Annotated in this window: 21 protein-coding genes; 7 read left to right on the forward strand and 14 right to left on the reverse strand. The window is 62.8% G+C overall.

All coding sequences use genetic code 11. The features are described 5' to 3' along the window. Nucleotides 1–157 precede the first annotated feature (157 nt). Entirely contained in the window at nucleotides 158–835 is a 678-nt protein-coding gene (locus V1288_RS19785; protein ID WP_334358628.1) for a hypothetical protein, read from the forward strand. Here the strand turns inward: V1288_RS19785 and V1288_RS19790 are convergent. The 11 genes from V1288_RS19790 to V1288_RS19840 form a co-directional block, all read right to left on the reverse strand. Further along, entirely contained in the window at nucleotides 807–1778 is a 972-nt protein-coding gene (locus V1288_RS19790; protein ID WP_334358629.1) for a tripartite tricarboxylate transporter substrate-binding protein, read from the reverse strand. The two genes, V1288_RS19785 and V1288_RS19790, sit on opposite strands and share 29 nt — an antisense overlap. After that, nucleotides 1775–2518 (reverse strand): GntR family transcriptional regulator, encoded by a 744-nt coding sequence (locus V1288_RS19795; protein WP_334358630.1) that lies wholly within the window; start codon nucleotides 2516–2518, stop codon nucleotides 1775–1777. Before V1288_RS19795 ends, V1288_RS19790 begins: the two co-directional genes overlap by 4 nt. A gap of 141 nt (nucleotides 2519–2659) precedes the next feature. Next, the gene (locus V1288_RS19800) at nucleotides 2660–3433 is read right to left on the reverse strand and encodes an SDR family oxidoreductase (protein WP_334358631.1); all 774 of its coding nucleotides are present in this window, start codon (nucleotides 3431–3433) and stop codon (nucleotides 2660–2662) included. Between the two features lie 17 nt (nucleotides 3434–3450). Continuing rightward, nucleotides 3451–3834, reverse strand: coding sequence for a 4-carboxymuconolactone decarboxylase (pcaC, locus tag V1288_RS19805; protein ID WP_334358632.1), 384 nt, complete (start codon nucleotides 3832–3834; stop codon nucleotides 3451–3453). Between the two features lie 30 nt (nucleotides 3835–3864). After that, nucleotides 3865–5100 carry an ABC transporter substrate-binding protein gene (locus tag V1288_RS19810; protein ID WP_334358633.1) on the reverse strand — a complete coding sequence of 412 codons (1236 nt, stop codon included), beginning with the start codon at nucleotides 5098–5100 and terminating at the stop codon, nucleotides 3865–3867. Between the two features lie 35 nt (nucleotides 5101–5135). Beyond that, nucleotides 5136–6380 (reverse strand): ABC transporter substrate-binding protein, encoded by a 1245-nt coding sequence (locus V1288_RS19815; protein WP_334358634.1) that lies wholly within the window; start codon nucleotides 6378–6380, stop codon nucleotides 5136–5138. 38 nt (nucleotides 6381–6418) lie between these two features. After that, on the reverse strand, nucleotides 6419–7126 hold the full coding sequence (locus V1288_RS19820) for an ABC transporter ATP-binding protein (RefSeq protein WP_334358635.1): 708 nt from the start codon (nucleotides 7124–7126) through the stop codon (nucleotides 6419–6421). Then, nucleotides 7113–8900: a branched-chain amino acid ABC transporter ATP-binding protein/permease gene (locus V1288_RS19825; protein ID WP_334358636.1), complete on the reverse strand. Its 1788-nt coding sequence runs from the start codon at nucleotides 8898–8900 to the stop codon at nucleotides 7113–7115. Before V1288_RS19825 ends, V1288_RS19820 begins: the two co-directional genes overlap by 14 nt. After that, nucleotides 8897–9835 (reverse strand): branched-chain amino acid ABC transporter permease, encoded by a 939-nt coding sequence (locus V1288_RS19830; RefSeq protein ID WP_442894035.1) that lies wholly within the window; start codon nucleotides 9833–9835, stop codon nucleotides 8897–8899. Before V1288_RS19830 ends, V1288_RS19825 begins: the two co-directional genes overlap by 4 nt. Before the next feature lie 119 nt (nucleotides 9836–9954). Then, nucleotides 9955–11352 carry an MmgE/PrpD family protein gene (locus tag V1288_RS19835; protein WP_334358638.1) on the reverse strand — a complete coding sequence of 466 codons (1398 nt, stop codon included), beginning with the start codon at nucleotides 11350–11352 and terminating at the stop codon, nucleotides 9955–9957. Between the two features lie 34 nt (nucleotides 11353–11386). Further along, a complete protein-coding gene (locus tag V1288_RS19840; RefSeq protein WP_334361353.1) occupies nucleotides 11387–12379 on the reverse strand; it encodes an NAD(P)-dependent oxidoreductase in 993 nt (330 codons plus the stop codon). A gap of 86 nt (nucleotides 12380–12465) precedes the next feature. On the opposite strand from V1288_RS19840, the gene V1288_RS19845 reads away from it, so the two are divergent. Genes V1288_RS19845 through V1288_RS19855 form a run of 3 tightly spaced genes read left to right on the forward strand, consistent with a single transcriptional unit; the run spans nucleotide 12466 to nucleotide 15089 of the window. Then, nucleotides 12466–13803, forward strand: coding sequence for an MmgE/PrpD family protein (locus V1288_RS19845; RefSeq protein ID WP_334358639.1), 1338 nt, complete (start codon nucleotides 12466–12468; stop codon nucleotides 13801–13803). Nucleotides 13804–13850: 47 nt separating this feature from the next. Beyond that, the gene (locus tag V1288_RS19850) at nucleotides 13851–14231 is read left to right on the forward strand and encodes a carboxymuconolactone decarboxylase family protein (RefSeq protein WP_334358640.1); all 381 of its coding nucleotides are present in this window, start codon (nucleotides 13851–13853) and stop codon (nucleotides 14229–14231) included. 24 nt (nucleotides 14232–14255) lie between these two features. After that, the gene (locus V1288_RS19855; protein ID WP_334358641.1) at nucleotides 14256–15089 is read left to right on the forward strand and encodes an N-acyl homoserine lactonase family protein; all 834 of its coding nucleotides are present in this window, start codon (nucleotides 14256–14258) and stop codon (nucleotides 15087–15089) included. 51 nt (nucleotides 15090–15140) lie between these two features. Here the strand turns inward: V1288_RS19855 and V1288_RS19860 are convergent, their stop codons facing one another. Further along, nucleotides 15141–16388, reverse strand: a complete 1248-nt coding sequence (locus tag V1288_RS19860) for a Bug family tripartite tricarboxylate transporter substrate binding protein (RefSeq protein WP_334358642.1) — start codon at nucleotides 16386–16388, stop codon at nucleotides 15141–15143. Here V1288_RS19860 and V1288_RS19865 point away from each other — a divergent pair. Beyond that, nucleotides 16388–16606, forward strand: coding sequence for a hypothetical protein (locus V1288_RS19865; RefSeq protein WP_334358643.1), 219 nt, complete (start codon nucleotides 16388–16390; stop codon nucleotides 16604–16606). The two genes, V1288_RS19860 and V1288_RS19865, sit on opposite strands and share 1 nt — an antisense overlap. Before the next feature lie 32 nt (nucleotides 16607–16638). Here V1288_RS19865 and V1288_RS19870 read toward each other — a convergent pair whose 3' ends face one another. Continuing rightward, a complete protein-coding gene (locus tag V1288_RS19870; RefSeq protein ID WP_334358644.1) occupies nucleotides 16639–17547 on the reverse strand; it encodes a LysR family transcriptional regulator in 909 nt (302 codons plus the stop codon). Between the two features lie 85 nt (nucleotides 17548–17632). Here V1288_RS19870 and V1288_RS19875 point away from each other — a divergent pair, with 85 nt between their 5' ends. Further along, the gene (locus V1288_RS19875; protein WP_334358645.1) at nucleotides 17633–18691 is read left to right on the forward strand and encodes a YeiH family protein; all 1059 of its coding nucleotides are present in this window, start codon (nucleotides 17633–17635) and stop codon (nucleotides 18689–18691) included. 26 nt (nucleotides 18692–18717) lie between these two features. Here the strand turns inward: V1288_RS19875 and V1288_RS19880 are convergent, their stop codons facing one another. Continuing rightward, nucleotides 18718–19575 (reverse strand): nitroreductase family protein, encoded by an 858-nt coding sequence (locus tag V1288_RS19880; RefSeq protein WP_334358646.1) that lies wholly within the window; start codon nucleotides 19573–19575, stop codon nucleotides 18718–18720. Nucleotides 19576–19738: 163 nt separating this feature from the next. Between V1288_RS19880 and acdA the strand changes: the two genes are divergently transcribed. Then, entirely contained in the window at nucleotides 19739–20950 is a 1212-nt protein-coding gene (acdA, locus tag V1288_RS19885; protein ID WP_334358647.1) for a 3-sulfinopropanoyl-CoA desulfinase, read from the forward strand. The last annotated feature ends 40 nt before the right edge of the window (nucleotides 20951–20990 follow it).

Below are 20990 nucleotides of genomic sequence, written 5' to 3' on the forward strand. Positions count from 1 at the left end.
AACGTGGCATCGTGCGACGCGGTTTTTGTCGCACGGCGTGCGACGTCGCGTGACGGCACCGAGTGTGGATTCCGTCTCTGGTTGATCGGTGCCATCTTTACGACCGACCACCTCGGGATGTATATTTAGGGAAAGTGCAGCCGGGGCGGGAGCCGCCATGATGGCATCAGCGATGGTATCAGGGCTAAGGCGTGCGGTGGCCTTTCCCGTCTATCTGCTGGCGTTCGCCTGCCATCTTCTGTGCATGTTTTTCACCTGGCTGGCGCAGTACATCTCTGGCGATGATTTTGTGCATCGAAGCCCATGGCCGCCGCTCGGCTTTTTGGTGGCCGTGGCGACAGCACTGCTGGTGGCGTTTGTCGCTCGGGGCATGTCTGTTCGCGACGACTCGCAGTTCGAATTGGTTGCGCCGGTAGGCGAACTGCAAAAGGCGCCCAATTACACCGAGCAGGAGCTTGCGCGCGTCATGCCCCACATCGAGATGACGGCGTGCATCTTTGCCCAGCTCGCGCTGCGTCACTCCCTGCGGCCGCGCAACGTCGCGTTCCTGCCGTGCTCGAACGACGCCAAATTCAAGGTGAAGTTCAGGGAGGACCTGGGTGTTGCCACCGTGGCGGGCCAGCTTGAGATTGATGGCGCCTCGCGCGGCTTTACTGCTGTCCTCAATCACCATCCTGCGGCAACCGAAATCGACGGCTACCGCGCCGTACGGCTCGATGTCGACGGCATAGGTACGTTCACGTCGGCGGCGGCATCACGACCAGCCTGTAATCGCGGCGGCCAGGCCGTTGTGAGCGAGCCTGGTTTCATTGCGGGGCGATTCCGGCTTGCTTGATGATGCGTGACCATTTGTCGGTCTCGGCTCTGAGGAAGGCATCGAGCGCCGCCGGCGTGGCGCGTTGCTCCTCGACCGGCGCCATGCTGAGTTCGGCGAAACGGTTGACCAATGGCGGATCCTTGAGCGCCTTTTGCAGTGCATTCACCAGCGCATCGACGATCGGCTTCGGCGTGTTGCGCGGCGCATACAGGCCGTACCAGGTCGTCACGTCGAACGCCGGCGCGCCGGCTTCTGCCGCGGTCGGCAGGTTCGGCAGCGTCGACACCCGCTTCCTGCTCGTAATGGCATAACCCGGAATGGTGCCGGCCTGAATATAGGGCGTGGGTCCGGTCGCAGGATCGCAATAGACGTCGATGTGGCCTGCGATGATATCGTTCAGCGCCGGTCCGCCACCCTTGTAATAGACCGGCGTGAGCTTGGCTTCGACGGCACTCATGAACATCAGTCCGCAGAGATGCGAGGCAGAGCCAAGGCCGACATTGCCGTAGGTGACCTTGTCGCCCTGGGCGCGAACATGAGCGACCAGCTCCTTGAGGTCCTTGGCGGGAAAGTTCGGACGCGCCACGAGGATCATCGGAACATCGGTGACGAGGCCGATCGGCGCGAAATCGCCGATCGGATCGAACGGCAATTTTGCATAGAGCGCGGGCGCCGTGGCCTGCCCGACATGCATCAACAGCAATGTGTAGCCGTCGGGTGGAGCCTTGGCGACCCTGTTGGTGCCGAGCGTGCCGCCGGCGCCGACGACGTTTTCGATGACGATGGCCTGCTTCAACGTCGCGCTCATCGACGTTCCGAGCAGCCGCGCGATCACGTCGCCTGGCCCACCGGCGGAGAACGGAACGACGAGGGTGATCGGCCGGTTCGGATAATCCTGCGCAAATGCCGGGGTGACCTGCGAAAGCAACAGCAACAACAAAACGCGTTTCATAAATTTCATGGCAGTTTCCTGTGGGGATGAGGTTCGCTCATTCGTTCATTTTTTTCGTCCGGTGCGGATGCCCGCTCGATCATGCTGAGGGCGGCGACTGCCGCCGCCTTCACGTGATCGACGCAGCACTGCTCGGCGAGGTCTGGGTCGCCGCTCTGGATGGCGCGCCAGATCGCCGTGACCTCGCGCAGGCTCTTGTTGATCCGCTTCGGCTGCGACATCGAGGTAATCCGCAACAGCGTGATGCGGTCATGCAGCGGCCGAAGCATGCGTTCGATGAAGGCGTTCTGGCAGCCGCCGATCAGCGCCGCGTAGAACTCCGTCTTGGCCTCGAGCGCCGTCATCAGGTCGGATTCGGCGAACGCGGCCTTCAGCTTGGTCAGAGCGTCGCCGATTCTTCGCACAACGGCGGGGTCACGCAGGCGGGCGCATTCTCGGCCGGCAAACCCCTCCAGAACGGCACGGGCGGCGTATAGCTGCTTGGCTTCCTCGAGGCTGATGGTGCTGACCAGGGGACCGCGATGCGGAACAGTCGTGACGAGCCCGTCGGCTTCCAGTGCCCGAAGCGCCTCGCGGATGGACGGCCGGCTGACACCGGTCATTTCGCAAAGCTCTCGCTCGATCAGGCGCTCGCCCGGCTTGAATCGTCCGGACATGATGGCCTGCCGCAGCTTTTGCGCAACCATCGAGCGGACGGTGGGAACGTCCTCGATTCGCAGCGTGGATTGCAGTTCAGCGCGCTTGTCCATTGCCTACCGCCTTCGTATCGGAGCACCGATTCAGTAGCGATTTACGGGCAGAATCATCGTTTCCGCAATCTGAACATGAGCTGCCCGAGCCAGGGCAAACACGGTCGATCGGGTCGTATCGCCAGTATGGCGCGCGGGCGCTCATGCGATGGACCAGCCTCCGTCGATAGGCAGCGTTGCGCCCGTGATGTCCTGTCCCGCCTGGCTGGACAGGAAGACAACCATGGCGCCAACGCTTTCCATGGCGACAAAGCGCCCGGTCGGCTGCCGCGCCATCAGGTAGTCGCGCGTCGCCTCGTCGACGGCGCGGCCCTCGCTCGCCGCGATCGATGCAATCTTGCCCTGGATGGCCGGTGTCGGCAGGACGCCTGGGCACAGTGCGTTGCAGGTGATGCCGTCGCTTGTCGTCTCGATCGCGACCGCCCGGGTCATGCCGAGGATGGCGGTTTTCGTGGTCACGTAATCGATACGGTCCGCAACGGCGCGGCTCGAATAGATCGAGGCCATGTTGATGATGCGGCCCCAGCCGCGCTTCTTCATGGCGGGCAAGGCGAGGCGGATCAGATGAAAGGGCGCCGACAGGTTGACGGCCAGCGCCTCTTCCCAATGTTCCGATGCAAATGTCTCGACCGGCGAGAAATGCCGGACCACCGCGTTGTTCACCAGGATATCGATGGCTTCGAGGCGGCCGAGCAGTTCGCCCATCATGGCTTCGATCGATGAACGTTGCGACAGGTCGGCGGCCGCGCTCACGGCATCGACACCGAAACGGGAACGAAGGCGATCCCTGGCCTCCCGGGGCTCAATCAGATCGTGCAGGACAATATTGGCACCCGCGCCGGCCAGGCTTTCCGCCACGGCCAGCCCAAGGCCAGCCGTTGCGCCGGTGACGAGTGCCCACTTGCCCTGCAGCATCGGATCGGACTCCCCGGCTATTTCTTCTGGTCCAGCTCGGCGAATACTTCCCGCGCATTGCGGAAGGCATCGACGCCGGCCGGCACGCCGCAATAGATGGCGACCTGCATGAACACCTCGCGTATTTCCTCGCGCGTGGCGCCGTTGGTGAGGGCGCCGCGAACGTGGGTCTTGAGTTCATGCGGCCGGTTCAGCGCGCACAGCATCGCCAAATTGAGAAAGCTGCGAGTCTTATGGGTGAGGCCATCGCGGCCCCACACATAACCCCAGCAATATTCCGTCGTGAGGTCCTGCATCGGCCGGTTGAAGTCGTCGGCCGAAGCGATTGCTTTGTCGACGAATTCATCGCCCAGGACGCTCTTGCGGATCTTGAGGCCTCGATCGTATGTCGTCTTGTCCATATCGGTATCCAATGTGTTGTGGTTATTGCGCTAGCTCTTGGGCCAGAACGGTTGGGCCAGCGCCAGTTGCGGAGGAAACACTGTGACAGGCACACCGGATTGCCACTGCACGATGGTCATGCCCGCGCCGACGCGGCGGCCCTTTTCATCGAACTTGATTTCGCCGAGCGGGTAGTATTTGGAGGGACCGCCATCCATGGCGCGCAGGGCGTCGGCCACCGCGACGCGGTCAGCCTTGCCGGCCTTTTCGAGCGCGTCCTTGATCACCCACATGTCGCCGTAGGTGGAGATCGCATTCTGCGTCATCCAGGGCTCCTTGTAGCGAGTTTTGAGCTCGGCAATGAGCGCCTCGTGACCCTTGGCGCCCCAGCTTGCGACACAGGTGAGCAGGCCCTGCAGCAATTCGGGGCTGACGGTCTGCAGCATGTCGGGCTCCGCGATGGCGATGCCGAATGAGATCGTTGGAATCTTGCCTTGCCCCAAACCGAACTCGTTCATCTTCTCGAGCAGTAGCTTGGCGTCGGAAATGACGGTCGGCAGGAAGAACAGCAGGTCCGGTCTGGCCGAGCGGACTTTCTGAACCAGCGAGGTGGCGTCGGCGAGTGGCGGGGTAAAGGTTTCGTCGACGATCAGTTGGAGCCCGTTTTCGGCAAGCAGGCCGTCCCGCATCGCCTTTGCCGAGGACACCGATGCCGCCGTGTTGTCCGTGACGATCGCAACCGTCTTTGGCTTCTTCCCGGATGCCGTCTCCGCAAGCTTCACGATCTGCGGCAAGGCCTGCTTTGCCTGCGAGCCTGCCGTTGCCGACGTCTGGAAGACATATTTGAAGCCCCGATCGGTAATCAGATCGGAATAGGAGAGGGTGAGGACCGGCAGGTTGGCGCGCTCGGTCACCTCAGTGACGGCAAGCGTGAATGAACTGAGGTAGGAACCGCTCGCCGCCACAAGGTCGGGCTCCTGGGCGACCATCCGTTGCGCCGCGTTCTTGGCTTTCTCCGTCGTGTCGCCGGAATCGAGCACGACCAGTTTTAGCCTGGCGCCACCGAGCGACTTGATGCCGCCTTGCGCGTTGATGTGGTCCACCGCCATCTCGGCACCTTGCCGCATGACCGTACCGGGGCGGGCATAGAGGCCGGAAACCGGGACCAGCAATCCGACCTTGACCTCGGAAGGCTGCTGCGCCCACGCGCGTGAACAGATCAAGCCGGCGGATGCGCCGGCGAGCAGGCTGCGCCGCGTCAATGCGGCCCGGGTAGCTCTTGTCATCTCAATTCCTCCCTGAATTTTTGAGCGTGTTGCGGTCAGGATTTCTTCGGCCAGAATGGCGCAGCCAATGCGAGATCGGACGGGTAGACGGTGACGGGCACGCCGGACTGCCACTGCACGATCACCACGCCAGCGCCGACACGGCGGCCCTTCTCGTCGAACTTGAGCTGGCCGCCCGGGTAATGTTTCGATGGACCGCCATCCATGGTCCGGAATGCCTGCGCCACGGCAAGGCGGTCGGCTTTTCCGGCCTGTTCGAGCGCCGTCTTCATCAGCCACATATCGCCATAGGTCGAGATGACGTTCTGCGTCATCCAGGGCTCCTTGTATTTTGCCTTCAACTCGGCGATCACGGCTTCGTGGCCCTTCGAACCCCAGTTGGCGACCACCGTCATGATGCCCTGAACGGCTTCCGTGCTGACGCTTTGCAGCATGTCGGGCTCGGCGATCGTGATGCTGAAGGAGACGGTCGGAATCTTGCCTTGGCCAAGCCCGAACTCGTTGATCTTCTCCAGGCCGAGCTTGGCGTCGGAAATGGCATTGGGCATGAACAGCAGCAGATCCGGACGCGCCGACCTGACCTTCTGGATCAGCGGCGTCGCGTCGGAAAGCGGCGGCGTCCAAACCTCTTCCACGACGAGCTGAAGGCCTTCCTGCGCGAGGATCTTCTCCTTCAGCGCCTTGGCTGTCGCAACTGACGTCGCCGTATTGTCCATCAGCATCGCAACCGTCTTCGGTCGTTTGCCGGACGCGGCTTCGGCAAGCTTCATCAGTTCAGGCAAGCCGAGTTCCGACTGCCGGCTCGCGGGCGCTGCGGTCTGGAAGATGAATTTGAAGCCGCGCTCGGTCAGCAGGTCCGAATAGGACAGGGTGAGCATCGGCAGCTCGGCGCGTTCGGTCACCTCGGTCACCGCCAGCGTGAAGGAGCTGAGATACGAGCCGCTCGCCGCAACCAGATCAGGCTCCTGCGCCACCATGCGCTGCGCCGCGTTCTTGGCCTTTTCGGTGGTATCGCCGCAATCGATCACGACCAGCTTGAGCTTGGCGCCGCCGAGCGACTTGATGCCGCCCTGCGCGTTGATGTGCTCGATGCCCATCTCTGCGCCCATGCGCATCACCTGGCCCGGCCGGGTGTAGATGCCCGATAGCGGCACGATCAAGCCGACCTTGACTTCGGCAGGTTGCTGCGCGCGCGCCATCGTCGACAGTCCCATGGCGGCGGCACCGGAGAGCACGGTTCGCCGCGTCAACGAGGTCTTCGCGTTTTTGTTCTGGCCCATTTTCGTTCTCTCCCAGTGGTGTTGTTGATCGTTGTCGGTTACATGCCGAGATAGGCCTTGCGGATGCGGTCGTCCGCCCGCAGGGTTTGATTGTTGCCTTCGAGTGCGACGCGGCCTGCTTCGAGAACGTAGCCGTGGTCGGCCGATTCCAGCGCCTCCGCGACGCGCTGTTCGACCAGCAGGATGGTCAAGTTCGATTGTCGCCGGATCTCGATCAGTCGTTCGAAGATGAAATCCGCGGTGGTGGGCGCCAGGCCCATCGAAGGCTCATCCAGCATCAGGAGTTTCGGCGAGGAGGCGAGCCCGCGGCCGATCGCCAGCATCTGCTGCTGTCCGCCGGACAGTGTGCCCGCGAACTGGCCGCGGCGCTCGGCCAAAATCGGCAGCCATTCGAAGATGCGCTCGATGTTGTGCTTCCAGTCGCGTTGGCCGGCCTCGGTCATCGCGCCCATTTCGAGATTTTCCATCACCGTGAGGGAAGGGAAAACCTGGCGGCCTTCCGGGACATGGGCTATGCCGAGATGCGCGCGCTGCGCGGGCCGGATCGACAGCAGGTCTTGATTGGCGAACCTGATAGTGCCGGTACTTGGACGCACGATGCCGGAAATCGTCTTGAACAGGGTGGTCTTGCCGGCGCCATTCGGTCCGACGATGGCGACGAACTGGCCTTCTTCGACCTTGATCGAGACGCCGTTCAAGACCGGGATCGCGGAATAGCCTGATGTCAGCCCTTCAATGTGGAGCATGGGCCATCCATTTCTTGCCGAGATAGGCTTCGATGACGCGACGGTCGCGGGTGACCGCTTCCGGTTCGCCCTCGACGATAACCGCGCCATGGTCGAGCACGAGGAAACTGTCGACCAGGCGAACCATGGCCTGCATGGTGTGCTCTATGATGGCGATCGTCATGCCGTCGCGGGCCAGCCGCTGGATTGCGGCTACGACCTCGTTTGCCTCGTCATGGCCGAGGCCCGCGAGCGTCTCGTCGAGCAACAGGATGCGCGGCTGTCCGGCCAACGCGCGGGCGAGCTCCATGAGCCGCAATTCCTTGGTCGTGAGCTCGCCGGCGATGCGGTTGGCGATCCCGGACAGGCCGACACGGGCAATCGCATCAGTTGCCAGTTGCCTTGCCTCGGCATCGGTCTTGGCTCGGACATAGGCCCCGACCACGACGTTGTCCGAGATCGACATGCGCAGGAACGGGCGCATGATCTGGAAGGTTCGGCCGATGCCGGCCTCGCATAGTTCATGCGGCTTGCGGCCGGACATCTCGCGTCCGTCGAGCAGGATCTCGCCGGTACCAGGCCGCAGGAATCCGTTCAGCAGGTTGAACAGGGTGGTCTTGCCGGCGCCGTTGGGACCGATGATCCCGAGGATCTCGTTTTGTCGCAGCTTGAAGCTGACACCCTGGACGGCCTTCAATCCACCGAAGGAGCGCGACAGGTTGCGCACTTCGAGGACCACTTCGCCCGTTCCGCGCGACCGTTCCGGACGCGATGCCACAGGTGCGGAGGCGACGGCGGCGACCACGATATCCGGACCGCTCGGTGTTGTCGCGACCTGACATACCCACCGCTTGCGCAGGAAATCGCGCACCTTCCAGAATAGGCCCTCAGGCGCGAGAAGGATGACGCAAATGATGGCGAGGCCGTAGATCACCCCCTGAATGCCGGGAAAGCGCGAGCCTGCTTCGGCGTTGAGCGTCTCGGCCAATGGGATCAGGATCACCGATCCGATCACCGGACCCCAGACCGTTCCGACACCGCCGAACATGGCGACCGTCAACGCCTGCGCCGATACCAGCATGCCGAAGACGGATTGCGGGGTCACCACCAGCAGCACGACAGCGTAAAATCCGCCGACCGCTCCCGCGATGGCGCCGCTGAGCGTGACGGCACGGAGCTTCCAGGCCAGCGTGTCGATCCCCGCGGCTTCCGCGGCGGCTTCGTTCTGTTTGATCGCAAGCAGCGCCATGCCGAAGCGCGACCGTTCGATCGCCCGCGTCAGCAGGATCGTGGCGAGCATCATCGCCAGCGCCAGCAGCGTGTAGAGACGGTGATCGGCAAATTGCATGTAGGCGATCGGATTGTCGCGCTTGATCGGCAGCGTGACTTCCTGAAGGCCGAGCCATTCGAATACGTAGAGAATGGCAAGCGGGTAGGCGAGCATCGCGAGCGCGAAGTAGTGGCCCTGCAGGCGGAAAGTCGGAAAGCCGATCAGCAATCCGGCGATGCCGCCAAGTATCGCTGCAATCGGAATCATGATCCACGGCGACAGATCGAAATGGATCTGGCCGAGCACGACGGCATAGGCCCCGACGCCGAAGAAGGCGGCGTGGCCAAACGAGATCAATCCGGTGTATCCGCTCAGAAGATTCCACGACAGGCCGAATATCGCCCAGACCGGGACCAGCGTCATGACGAGCTGATAATAGGAATTGGTCACGCTCAGCGACACCGCCGCATAGAGCGCGGTGAAGACGAGGATAGGCAGCAGCGATCGCCATCGACGCATGGTCATGTCCTCTCGACCATGCGCCCGAAGAAACCTTGCGGACGGAAAAAGATGATCAGGAGAAACACGACGAAGATCGCGGCGTTCTGCAATTGTGTCGGCAGGATCAGCGTCGACATCTGCTGGACCAGGCCGATCGTCATGCCGCCCCAGAATGCGCCGATGATGCTGCCCATGCCGCCGAGCACGACGCCGGCATACATGACGATGACGTATTCGACGCCGACGAAGGGATGAAATGGATAGTTGGTGGCGAGCAGCCCGCCGGCGATCGCGGTGATACCGCTACCGAGCGCGAAGGCAATGCGGTGCGCGCGGTCGACGTCGATACCCATATAGGTCGCCGCGGTAGGGTTATCGGCGGCGGCCCGCAGCGATTTTCCGAGCCGCGAGCGCGTGATCAAGAGCGTCAACAGTATCATCGTTGCCAACGAAACTATGGCATCTATCCCGCGCGCCTTGTTGATGAAGACGCTGATGTCATTGAACAGTGGTCCAAGCTCCCAGGCTGAGCTCGATAGCGGCGTCCGGATCGAGGCCAATACCGAACCGAACACGAGCAGTCCGCCATTCTGCAGGATCAGCGCGATCCCCAGCGTCAGAATGAGCTGGGCATAGTGGCCTTCGCCCTCGAGCGAGGAGGTGCGCGTGCCCGATACACGCGAGATCAAGGTGAGGTGGACGAAGTAACCGAAGACAGCCAGCACCGGACCGGCCAGCAGGATCGCGACGAATGGCCCGAAAGTGTTGCCGAAAATGGCCTGAACGCCGAGCGCGGTGAAGAAATAAAACGCCGCATACATGCCGAGCATCATGAAATCGCCCTGCGCGAAGTTGATCACCCGCATGACGCCGAAGATCAGCCCGAGCCCGACGCACATCAGGCCGTAGACCGCACCGATCAGGAGGCCGGCGGACAATGCTTGCAAGAAACCTTCCAGCGCCTGTGTCACCGATGACCTCGTGCGGAGCTCGTATTCAACTTCGGTTCGTTCGCTGGCGTCGAGGCCGTCTCAGGTTTGAACATTCCGCCCCGCATTTTTTTGCTTTCTCGTATGGATCATGACGCCGGCCGTAACAGCCGTTCGGTCGGCTCGAGCCGGCAGCAGGCGGCGATGACACGGCTGTCCGGAAGTGACATGCATTTGTCGACAAGTTCTTCGAGAAGCAGCGCGCGCTTGCTGCCGATGACATCGGTCGCGGCCGTGCGAAAGCGCGTGCGGATTTCCTCAGGCGTTGCGGCAATGACATTGTCGAGGCGCTGATCGACGGCGTTTCCGTCGCGCAAGGTAATGTGTATCTCGGCGCCCTGCTTGGTCGGGAACGCGGCGGTGAGGTGCGGCTCGCTCTGAAGGGTGGTGCGCTCGACGAGGCGGAGAATCCTGATATCGTCGATGTCAGCGTAATTGTCTTCTTCGAGCGCGCCGCGTGCGAGTACGGCAGCGACGCTGAACGGAATGCTCATCTTCGCCTGCAACGCATTGCGGAAAGGCCCTTTGGAATCGCAGCCGGGGTAGCGGGCCGCAGCCGCCGGGACTCGGATCGAAACCGTCGCGATGTCCTCCGATGTCCCGAGTTCGCGCGCGATCGGCAACGCTGCCTGTGCCGCGGTTTGCGCGAAATTGCAGGCGGGAGCGGGCTTGTTGTAGACGGCCATGATTTCCGGTTCTGCGCCGGCAAACAATCGGATCTCGGCAGGGGCGGGCTGGCGGCGGAAGGCGGCGAACAATCCGGCCTCACCCTCAAGGATCGTTTCGGAGGCGCACGCGCCGGCTTCGGCCAGTTCGACCGCGGCAATTGCGTTGCGCGCCGCAAAGCCTGGATGGAAATACATTTCGGAACCGCCGGCACGCGGCCATTCGTTCAGGCCGGACGACGTGTTGGCGGCGATGGCAATTGCGCTGGTTGCGGCATCTTCGGTGAGACCGAGGGCGTAGCTTGCCGCCAATGCTGCGCCGAGCGGAGCCACGAGACCGGTTGGCCGGTAGAGGCGGGCGAGGTCGGCGGTAACGAGCGCGCGGCCGATCTGCGCGCCGGCCTCATAGCCGATGACCGCGGCGCCAAGCAATGTCGCGCCGGACAGCGGTGTCCGCTCCGACAGCGCGAGCAGGGTCGGCCAGATCACCACGCCGTGGTGCGAGACGCTGGCAGCATGCATGTCTTCGCGTACCAGGCCGTGGCCCATGGTCGCGTTGGCGAAGGCGGCGTCGCCCGGCGCGGCAAGGGTGCGGGCGCCGATGACGGTGGCGCCGTTTCCGACCTCGCGCGCGATGCCGATTGCCTGGCGGCTCCACGGATGGTTCCTCGCCTCGAAGGCACAGGAAAGAAAATCCAGCAGGCAGATCTTTGCCTTGGCAACGACGTTTCCATCGAAACGGCCGGGATCGACAGTAAGCGCGGTGCGTGCCAGCGCCCGCGCCAACGACACCTCGCTTGATCCGGTCGATCCGATTGTCATGGCAATCGCCCTCGCGCGCGGGGTGGGTCCAGGTCTAGCCGCGCATTTCCACGCCGGCCCACTCCTCCAGCACTTTCGCAATCGACGTGAAGTCGGATGACGCGCCATATTTGGCATTAGTGATCGCCAGCATCTGCCGCACCACGGAGCCGCAAACCATCGGAACGCCCATGGCTTCGGCTTCGTCGACGCAGAGCCGCACGTCCTTGTAGGAGAGGCCGGTGGTGAAGCCGAAATCGAACGTGCCGGGAAGCACCGCGCGGGGAAACTTGTCTTCCGAGGCGCTGTTGCGGCCGCTGCTGGCGTTGATGATGTCGATCAGCACCTTGGCATCGACGCCGCCCTTGACGCCCATTGCCACCGCTTCGGAGGTGATGACCAGTGCCGCCGCCGCCATCAGATTATTGGCGAGCTTTGCGGTCTGCGCCGTGCCCGGCTTGTCGCCGGTGTAGAACAGCTTGCCAAAATGCTTCAGGATGGGGTGGACCCTGTCATAGGTCGCCTGCGGGCAGGAGACCATCACGGCGAGCGTACCGTTCACCGCACCCTTGATGCCGCCGCTGACGGGGGCATCGACCAGCGTGATGTTTCTGGCTTCGAATCCCTTGGCGATCGCCTTGGCGGCGCCGGGCCCGGTGGTGGACAGGTCGATCAGGATGGTGGCGCGGTTTCCGGCAACGATTCCATCAGGGCCCAGCGCCACGGCCTTGACGATGTCGGGAGTCGGCAGGCTGGCCAGCACGATATCTGCGCTCGATGCGACTTCGGCGGGCGACTTCGCCAGCCGTGCGCCGCGCGCAACCAGCGCCTTGGTCGCCTCGGCTTGCGAATCGTAGACGCATAGCGAATAGCCGGCGTCGAGCAGGCGCCCGGCCATCGGTCCGCCCATGCGGCCCGTTCCGACAAAGCCGATTGTTTCTGCTGCCATGGTTCGCTCCCTGACGCGCGCAAGCGCTTTCTTGTTCTTAGTCTTGTTCTCGGCGCCGCCGGGTTCCGGCCGCGTCTGCTCAAATCTCCAGATTGTCAGTTAATCTGTCAAGCATAAGATTCCTGTCGACAGGGCTCGACGCACCGGAATAGGATTGGAAAAACAGCCTCCGGGGAATTCGCTCAGTGCGGCAAGATGAAGCGCAAGGCGTCGGCATAACGCTCGCCGATTTCGTTGCCGGTACGATGTGGGCAGATGTCGCGGGGCAGAGCGACGAAGCGAAGCGCTCGATTCTGAACTTCTTTGCGACCGCCCTGGGTTCAGCCCACGACCCCGCGGTTGGCGCTGCCTTGCGCGTGCTGTTGCCGTTCAGCGGCGCTGCGACATCGGCGATCATCGGCCGCTCCGAACGGCTCGATGCGATGGGCGCGGCGTTCGTCAACGCGGTTTCGGCCAACCTGCTCGATTTCGACGATACCCACCTGGATACGATCATTCATCCGGCCGCTCCGGTTGCGGCGCCGGTCCTGGCATTGGCGCAGGCGCGCGGATTTTCGGGGCGCGACGTTCTCACCGCATTCATTCTCGGCGTGGAGATCGAATGCCGCGTCGGCAACGCGGTATCTCCCGGACACTATGCGCGCGGCTGGCATATCACCTCGACCTGCGGGGTGTTCGGCGCCGCCGCGGCCTGCGCCAAATTGCTCGGCCTTCCGGCGGACCGGATTTCCAATGCGATTGGAATCGCGGCAAGCCAATCGGCAGGCATCGTCGAAAATCTCCCGAGCGCCGCCAAGAACGTCAGCGTCGGCAATGCGGCGCGCAACGGCCTGTTTGCGGCACTGCTTGCGGCTGAAGGCTATTCCGCGTCGCCCCGCGCGATTGAAGGCCCGCTCGGCTGGGCGCGCGCCATGGGAGATGAGCCCGATCTTGCGCGGCTGACGGGAGATCTCGGCAAGACCTGGGAGATCGCCAGGAACACCTACAAGCCCTATCCGGCGGGCATCGTGTTTCACGCGGTGATCGACGCCTGTTTCGCGTTACGGGAAAGGCTGGGCCCGCGCATCGCAGGTATCGCGGCGATCACGGTGCAGGGTTCGGCGCTTCTGCTGGCGCGCGGCGATCGGCCGGTGCGCAACGAACGCGACGCAAGGGTCTCTATTCACCACTGCGCCGCCTGCGCCTTGCTGCTGGGCAAGGCCGGTGTGGCGGAATTCTCCGAGGCCGCCGTATTTCGGCCGGACATAGTGTCCTTGCGCCAGAAGGTGAGGGCGGAGCTTGATGGCTCACTTCCGGACGGCGCCGCGCGCGTCGTGATTCAATTGACGTCGGGAGAGACGTTCGAGGAAATCGTAATGGCTGCAAAGGGCAGCGTTGCCGATCCGCTGTCGGACCGTGCCATCGAAGCCAAGCTGCGTGATTGTGCACGACTGGACGAAAGCGATTGGGATATCGATCGCATCATTGACCATGTCTGGCGTATCGATACGCTGGACGACGTCTCAAGCTTGATGCGGGCGTAGCGCCGCGCCCGATCAGGCAGAACTCAAACGAGCGAAAGGAAACGACGATGAGCGAGTTGTTCGACAAGGGATTGAAGATCCGCAAGGAAGTGCTCGGTGAGGACTACGTCAATAAATCCATCGCAGGCGCCGACGAATTCACCCGGACGATGGCAGAATGGTCGACCGAATTTTGCTGGGGGGCATTGTGGGCCCGGCCGGGGCTTGATCGCCGGACGCGGAGCATCGTCAATCTTGCGATGCTTGGCGCGCTCAACCGGCCCCATGAGTTGAAGCTGCATGTCAAGGGTGCGCTCAAAAACGGTCTCACCAAGGACGAGATCAAGGAGATCCTGCTTCAGGTCGCCGTATACTGCGGCGTGCCGTCGGGGATCGACGCATTCCGCAACGCGCGCGAGGCGTTCAACGAGGTCGAAACCAAGCCGTGAACCGTTAGCCTGTCGGGGGATCGCATGGCCGAGCCGGAATACGAACTGTTCGCCATCCGCTACGCTACGCGCGATGCGCGGCGGAGCGATCATTTCATTGGCGGCGACCCGCACGACGGCCCGATGCCGATGGACTATTTCATGTGGCTGGCAAGAGGAGGAGGCCGCACCTTCGTCATCGACACCGGGTTCAACGCGGAAGTAGCACACAAGCGGAAGCGGACGTTCCTGCGCTGTCCGGTGGAGACGCTCGGTGCGTTCGGCATCGATGCGGGCGCGGTCGAGGATGTCATCCTCACCCACCTGCATTACGACCATGTGGGCAATTTCGACCGGTTTCCAAACGCGCGTTTCCATCTCCAGGAGCGCGAGCTTGCCTATGCCACGGGGCGCTTCATGCGGTATCCGCGGCTGTCGCATTCATTCGAGGTCGAGGACGTCTGCGGGATTGTACGGCTCAACTACGCGCGCCGTGTCTTGTTCTACGACGGCGACGCGGAGCTTGCTCCCGGCCTTTCGGTGCATGCGGCAGGCGGCCATTCGGCCGGGCTTCAATTCGTTCGCGTCAGGACCCGCCGGGGATTTGTCGTGCTCGCCTCCGATGTCAGCCATTTTTACGAGAACATGGCGAGCGAACGTCCGTTCACCACCGCGCTTCATATCGGCGAAATGCTTGAGGGGTTCGATCGGCTGCGGGCGTTGGCGCCGGATGAGAGCCATATCGTCCCGGGGCATGATCCGCTGGTCATGAAGCTTTATCCGGCGCCTGATCAGGAGCTGGAGGGCATTGCCGTGCGCCTCGACGTGCCGCCATCGGGCGCCGCGCCGGTTCGCGCTGACTATGCGTCGGGGCACTAACCGATCCCGTTGGAAGCCAACGGATTCGAATGACCGATCCATTCGCCGCACCTATTTCTCCATCGCAGCTCTTAGGATCGGCATCAGCCTCGCGGACTCGCTTCTGATCAGGTCGGCGAGGGGCTTCGGTCCGCGGCGGCCCGGCTCCACGATATCGGCGCCGAGATCTGCCAGCCGCTTTTGCACCGGCTCTTCGCTGAGACCTTTGTTCAAGGCGTCCGCGAGTTTCTCGATGACCGGTTGCGGCGTGCCGCTTGGCACGAACACCCCGTAAAACGGCGCGCAGTCGAATTCGGGCAGGCCCTGTTCGTGAGACGTCGGCACATCCGGCAGCATTGGACTGCGTTTCCTGGCGGCGATTGCCAGGGCCTTGACGGCGCCAGCCCGTACCTGGCTCAACGTTCCGAGTACGGGATCGCATTCATAGTCGATCTCGCCTGCCAGCATTGCAGTCAACACCGGCGCGGTGCCGGTAAAGGGGACCATGGTCGGCTTGATGCCGATCGCCGTATTGAGAAGGAGGCAGCCGATGTAGGACACAGAGCCAAGCCCTGCGTGCCCGGCATTGAGCTTGCCCACGTTGGATTTCGCATAGGCGACAAATTCGCTCAGATTATTGGCGGGAAAGTCTTTGCGGACGACCAGCAATTCGGGGTACTCGGCGCTTAGGCCGATCGGCTCGAAATCCTTTTGCGGATCATAACCCAGATTTGGGTAAAACGCCGGCGCCAGCGCATTGGTGCCGAGATGCCCGGAAAGAATGGTGTAACCGTCGGCCGCAGCGCGAGCGGCGCGAAGCGCGCCGATGGTGCCGCCGGCACCGCCGACATTTTCCACCACAAATTTCTGATTGAGATGACGGGTAAAGATATCAGCGACGATCCTGGCCGTGATATCGGCCGGCCCGCCGGCTGCAAAGGGAACGATGATCGTGACGGGTCTAGCCGGATAATCCTGGGCAGTTGCGTCGTTCATTCCGATCGTTGCCAGAAGAGCAGCCGCTGCGATCAAACGCTTTGCCACCTGTCGCCTCCCTGACGTCATTCTTGCTGTGACCATAGGCTGGTTTCGCCGACGGGCAAGTTGCGTTGGCAACATTCCGCGAACAGTCTTGCTGCGCGTGCGGCCCCGGACCTCGGCAGCCGGGCAGCCAGGCCGGTAAAGAAAAAAGCCATTCCGCAACCGGTTCGCACGGAAATACGCTTCCATTCCACGGTTCGAAAAGGCAAATCGCTTCCATTGCCCCATCGGCCGGAAACGACGACATTTGCTTTGCAGATCAACAGATTGGCCGCGCAATGGAACGCTTGAGATACGAGCCGTTTGGCGAACGCCTGGCGCCCGAAGGGGAAGCAGGGCCGCGCTCACGCGCGTCCAAATATCTGTTGTGGACGGGCACAGGCCTGTTCTGGTCGCTGGTTGCGGCCATCGTGATCGCCCGCGCCGTCTTCTTCGAGCCGGGCGTCTTTGACGAATTCAGCCGCGTTGCGGCGCTCGCCAAGGACCTGATCTTCTAAAAGGACCTGATCTTCTAAAAGGCCCTGATCTTCTAAGCCACCTCCGCAACCGGCCTGTCCTGCCAGATGATCCGCTCGAACGCGGTCGCCGCAGGAATTTCTATTCGCCCGGGCACCCTCAGTTGCCACAGCGTGCGCTCGATCTGCAGGTCGCGCATTGGCACGACCTTGAGCCGGCCCAGCGTGACCTGATCGGTAATCGTCGCGCTGGAGACGATGGCGACGCCGAGGCCGGCGGTTACCGCCTGCTTGATCGCCTCGGTGCTGCCGATCTCCAGCGTGCGCCTGGGTTCAATGCCCCCAGCAGCCAGCGCCTGCGCCACCACCTCGCGCGATCCGGAACCGGGCTCGCGCACGATCAGCACTTCATCGCAAAGCGCCGCGCCGTCGATGGTGCGCTCGGCCGCCGCGAAACGGTGCTGCGGATCGACGATCAAGCTCATCACGTCGGTGTGCCAGGCATGGCTCTCGAGCTCATCATCTTCGACCGGACCCTCCACCAGCGCGATCTCGATATCATGCGCCAGCATGAGATCGGCGATGTCCCTGGTATTCGCGATCACGAGATGCAGGTCGATCCCGGGATATGTCTGGTGAAACGTTCCGAGATAGTTCGATATCATGTAAGTCGCGATCGTGGTGGACGCGCCGATGCGCAGCGATCCGCTGTCGAGATTGCGCAGCGACAACAATTCGTCCTCCGCCGCGCGCTCGGCCGCAAACAGCGCCTCCGCATGCCGCGCCAGCGCCAGTCCCTCCCGTGTCGGCCGCACACCTTTCGGCGTCCGGTCGAGCAGGCGGCAGCCGACCTGAAGCTCGAAATCCCGCACCCCCTTTGAGATCGCGGGCTGGCTGATATGGAGGGCGTCGGCCGCGCGCGAGAAGCTTCCGGTTCTCACCACTGTGGTGAACAGGCGCAGCAAATGCAGGTTTAAGGACATAACTTCCCTTTATCGGGTCAGATCGAAAATATATTACCCAACTATCGCGATCTGGCGCATAGATTTTTCTCCCCGGGAGAAATTAGTGCCGCAGGACGAGGAATTTTCCGCCCCAGGAAATGGGCCGGCTAGCATCAGCCGTGTTGCAGCGCTCATTCCCGGCGTTCTCCTTTGCATCGTGGTCGCCGGCATCTCGGCTACCCTCGAAGCCGCGGAACGGCGCCTGTTTGCGCACCCCTATGTGGAGGCGCTGGTCCTGGCGATCCTGCTCGGCATGGCCGTGCGCAGCTTCTGGAATCCGTCCGAGCGCTGGCAGGCTGGCATCGCCTTCAGCGCCAAGCAGCTGCTCGAGGTAGCCGTGATGCTGCTCGGCGCATCCATCAGCTTTGCCGCGATCGCGGCGTCCGGCGCTGCCTTGCTTGGCGCGATTGCCGCGACTGTCGTCGTGACGCTCGGCCTCAGCTTCGGCGTCGGCCGCATGCTCGGACTGTCGACGCGGCTTTCGATCCTGATCGCCTGCGGCAACTCGATCTGCGGTAATTCGGCGATTGCCGCAGTTGCGCCGGTCATCGGCGCCGATGGCGACGATATCGCGTCCTCGATCTCCTTCACCGCGATACTCGGCGTGATGATGGTGCTGGGGCTGCCGCTGCTCATTCCGCTCTTGCACTTGTCCGCAACGCAATATGGAATTCTCGCCGGCCTCACGGTCTACGCCGTCCCGCAAGTGCTTGCCGCAACCGTGCCTGCAGGCCTCGTCAGCACGCAGGTCGGCACGCTGGTGAAGTTGGTGCGCGTATTAATGCTGGGGCCGATCGTGGTGGGACTTTCGCTGCTCGCCCCGCGTCTGCATGGCGGAGGGCACGGCAGGACGACGGTCGGCTTCTTCCGGCTCGTGCCCTGGTTCATTCTCGGTTTTCTCGCACTTTCCGTTTTGCGCTCGCTCGATATCGTACCCGCAACGGTGATCGGTCCGCTGACGGCGGTCACTGGCTTCCTCACCGTCGTGTCGATGGCGGCACTCGGCCTTGGCGTCGACGTTCGCGTTCTCGCCACCGTCGGCGGCAGGGTGACAGCGGCCGTGACATTGTCGCTCATGCTCCTGCTCGCGATCAGCATCGGCCTGATTCATATGTTCAACTAAAGCCTGCACGGCATCGGTCGAGCTGATCAGTCCAGTCTGAAACCGATGCGTCTCACATAGGCGCCGAAGTCCGCGCGCTCGGGGCGCGCATATTGCCGCGCCTTGTCCTCCGACCAGCCATAGGTTTCGGCCGATCCGAACTCGCTGGCATAGCGCTGAGCCGCATAGGGCTGGGCTGCCGCGCGGCGTCGATCGTAGGCCTCGATGGCATCATCGAGCCCGTCTTCCAGAAACGTGTTGTGGTGCACGGTCACGGACAGCGGAAGCCGCATGCTGAGCTGCGGCGCCTCGGCAGGATATCCCACGGCTAGGCCCGCTACCGGGAAAACATGGTCGGGAAGTTTCAGGAGTTTTGACAGCGCGTCGGAGTGATTGCGGACCGCGCTGATCGGGCAGACACCCAGGCCTTCAGCCTCGGCCGCGATTACGAACGCGGACAGGGCGATCGCCGCATCGACGGCGGCATTGAAGAACGCGTCAAGGTGATCATTGGCAAAATGCCGGTCGCGCAAGCTGTGGATTCGACGCTGCCGCCGATTATTGCCGCAGAAGATGAGAAGGTTAGGAACGTTCGCGAGCCATTTCTGGCCCAGCGGCCCGTCTGCCAGCAGCGCGCCGATCTGTGATTTTAGGGATGGTGCGTCGATGATGATAATGTCGCGCTGCTGGAGATCGCTTTTGGTCGGCGCGCATAGTGCCAGGGCGCATAGCCGCCGCAAGGTCAGGTACGGAATGGTGTCGGATCGGAATTTTCGTACCGAGCCGCGAGCGGCCAACTGATTGAGGAGGGACGGGGCGTCGCCGGCGAATTCCACGTCCGCAGCATCAGGACCGAAGCGATCGACAAGCGGGGTTCTCGAATTGGACATCTCGAAGGTCTCCACGGGTGCCGCGCAATAACGTCAGGTCCGCACGCGATAGGCAAGGCTGGGAGGAGTGCCGAACCCGGCCGGCGTCAAGACGAGACACAAATTATTCGTTTGCCTTTTGTACTGCTTCGGAGCCGAATGATCGAAAAGCGATACCGTTCCCGGGGAGAAGGTTCCGATGGATATGAAACTGTCGCCCGAGCAAATGAAGCTCCGCAGCGCGGCGCGTGAATTGGCCGAATCCGAATTCGCGCCGAAGGCGGCGGAGGTCGATCGAACCGAAGCCTACCCTTTCGACAACGTGGCCGCTCTGAAGGCCGCGGGCTTCATGGGCTACACAATTCCGGAATCCTATGGCGGCCGGGGCGGCAGTTACTTCGAGGCCGCCCTGATCATCGAAGAAATGGCGCGGGTATGCGGGGCGACAGGCCGCATTACGGTCGAGGCCAACATGGGCGCCATCTCTGCGGTCATGCAGTATGGCACCGAGAAGCAGAAGCGGCTGGGAGCCGATCTCGTTCTTTCCGGCGACAAGCCGGCGATTTGCATCACCGAGCCGGAAGCCGGATCGGCGGCGACCGAGATGACGACGCGCGCAGACAAGCATGGCAACACCTACGTGATCCGAGGCAAGAAGCACTGGATCACGGGGGGCGGGGTCTCCAGGCTGCATCTGATTTTCGCCCGGGTATTCGACGAGCGGGGCGAAGAGCAGGGGATCGGCGGCTTCCTCGCCCTCAAGGGGGCGCCCGGCCTGATCATCGGCAAGCGCGAGCCCGCAATGGGCCTTCGCGGCATCCCCGAGACAGAGATCATTTTCGAAGACCTGGAAATCCCTGAGGATATGCTGGTGCTGCCGCCGCGCGGGCTTCGGCGCGGATTTGCGGACCTCATCGACGCTTATAACAGCCAGCGGGTGGGCGCCGGAACGGTCGCGCTCGGGCTCGCACAGGGGGCGTTCGAGAAGGCCATGACCTTCGTGAAGGAGCGCAAGCAGTTCGGACGGCCGATCGCCGAATTTCAGGGCCTGCAGTGGATGCTGGCCGACATGGCGGTAGCGCTCAATGCCGCGAGGCTGTCGCTTCACCAGGCTGCGCTTAGCGCCGATCCGTTCCCGGATCCTCTGCTCGCGGCGCAGGCGAAGATCATCGCATCCGAGACGGCCAACGCGGTTACGAACCAGGCACTGCAGCTCTTCGGCGCCAGGGGCTACTCGCGGGATTATCCGCTCGAACGCATGGTTCGGGATGCCCGCATGTTCACGATTGCCGGCGGCACGGCGCAGGTGCTGAGGACATTGGTGGCGTCAAGGATTCTCGACACCAAAATCCCGCAGACCCGCAACGGATATTTGGAGGCGGTTCATGCTCCGTCCCTCGCGGCGAAGTAATCGCCGCGGGTTCACACCGCGCGGCTATGCGTTGCGGCGG

It is taken from the genome of Bradyrhizobium sp. AZCC 2176 (assembly GCF_036924645.1).
Taxonomy (GTDB): domain Bacteria; phylum Pseudomonadota; class Alphaproteobacteria; order Rhizobiales; family Xanthobacteraceae; genus Bradyrhizobium.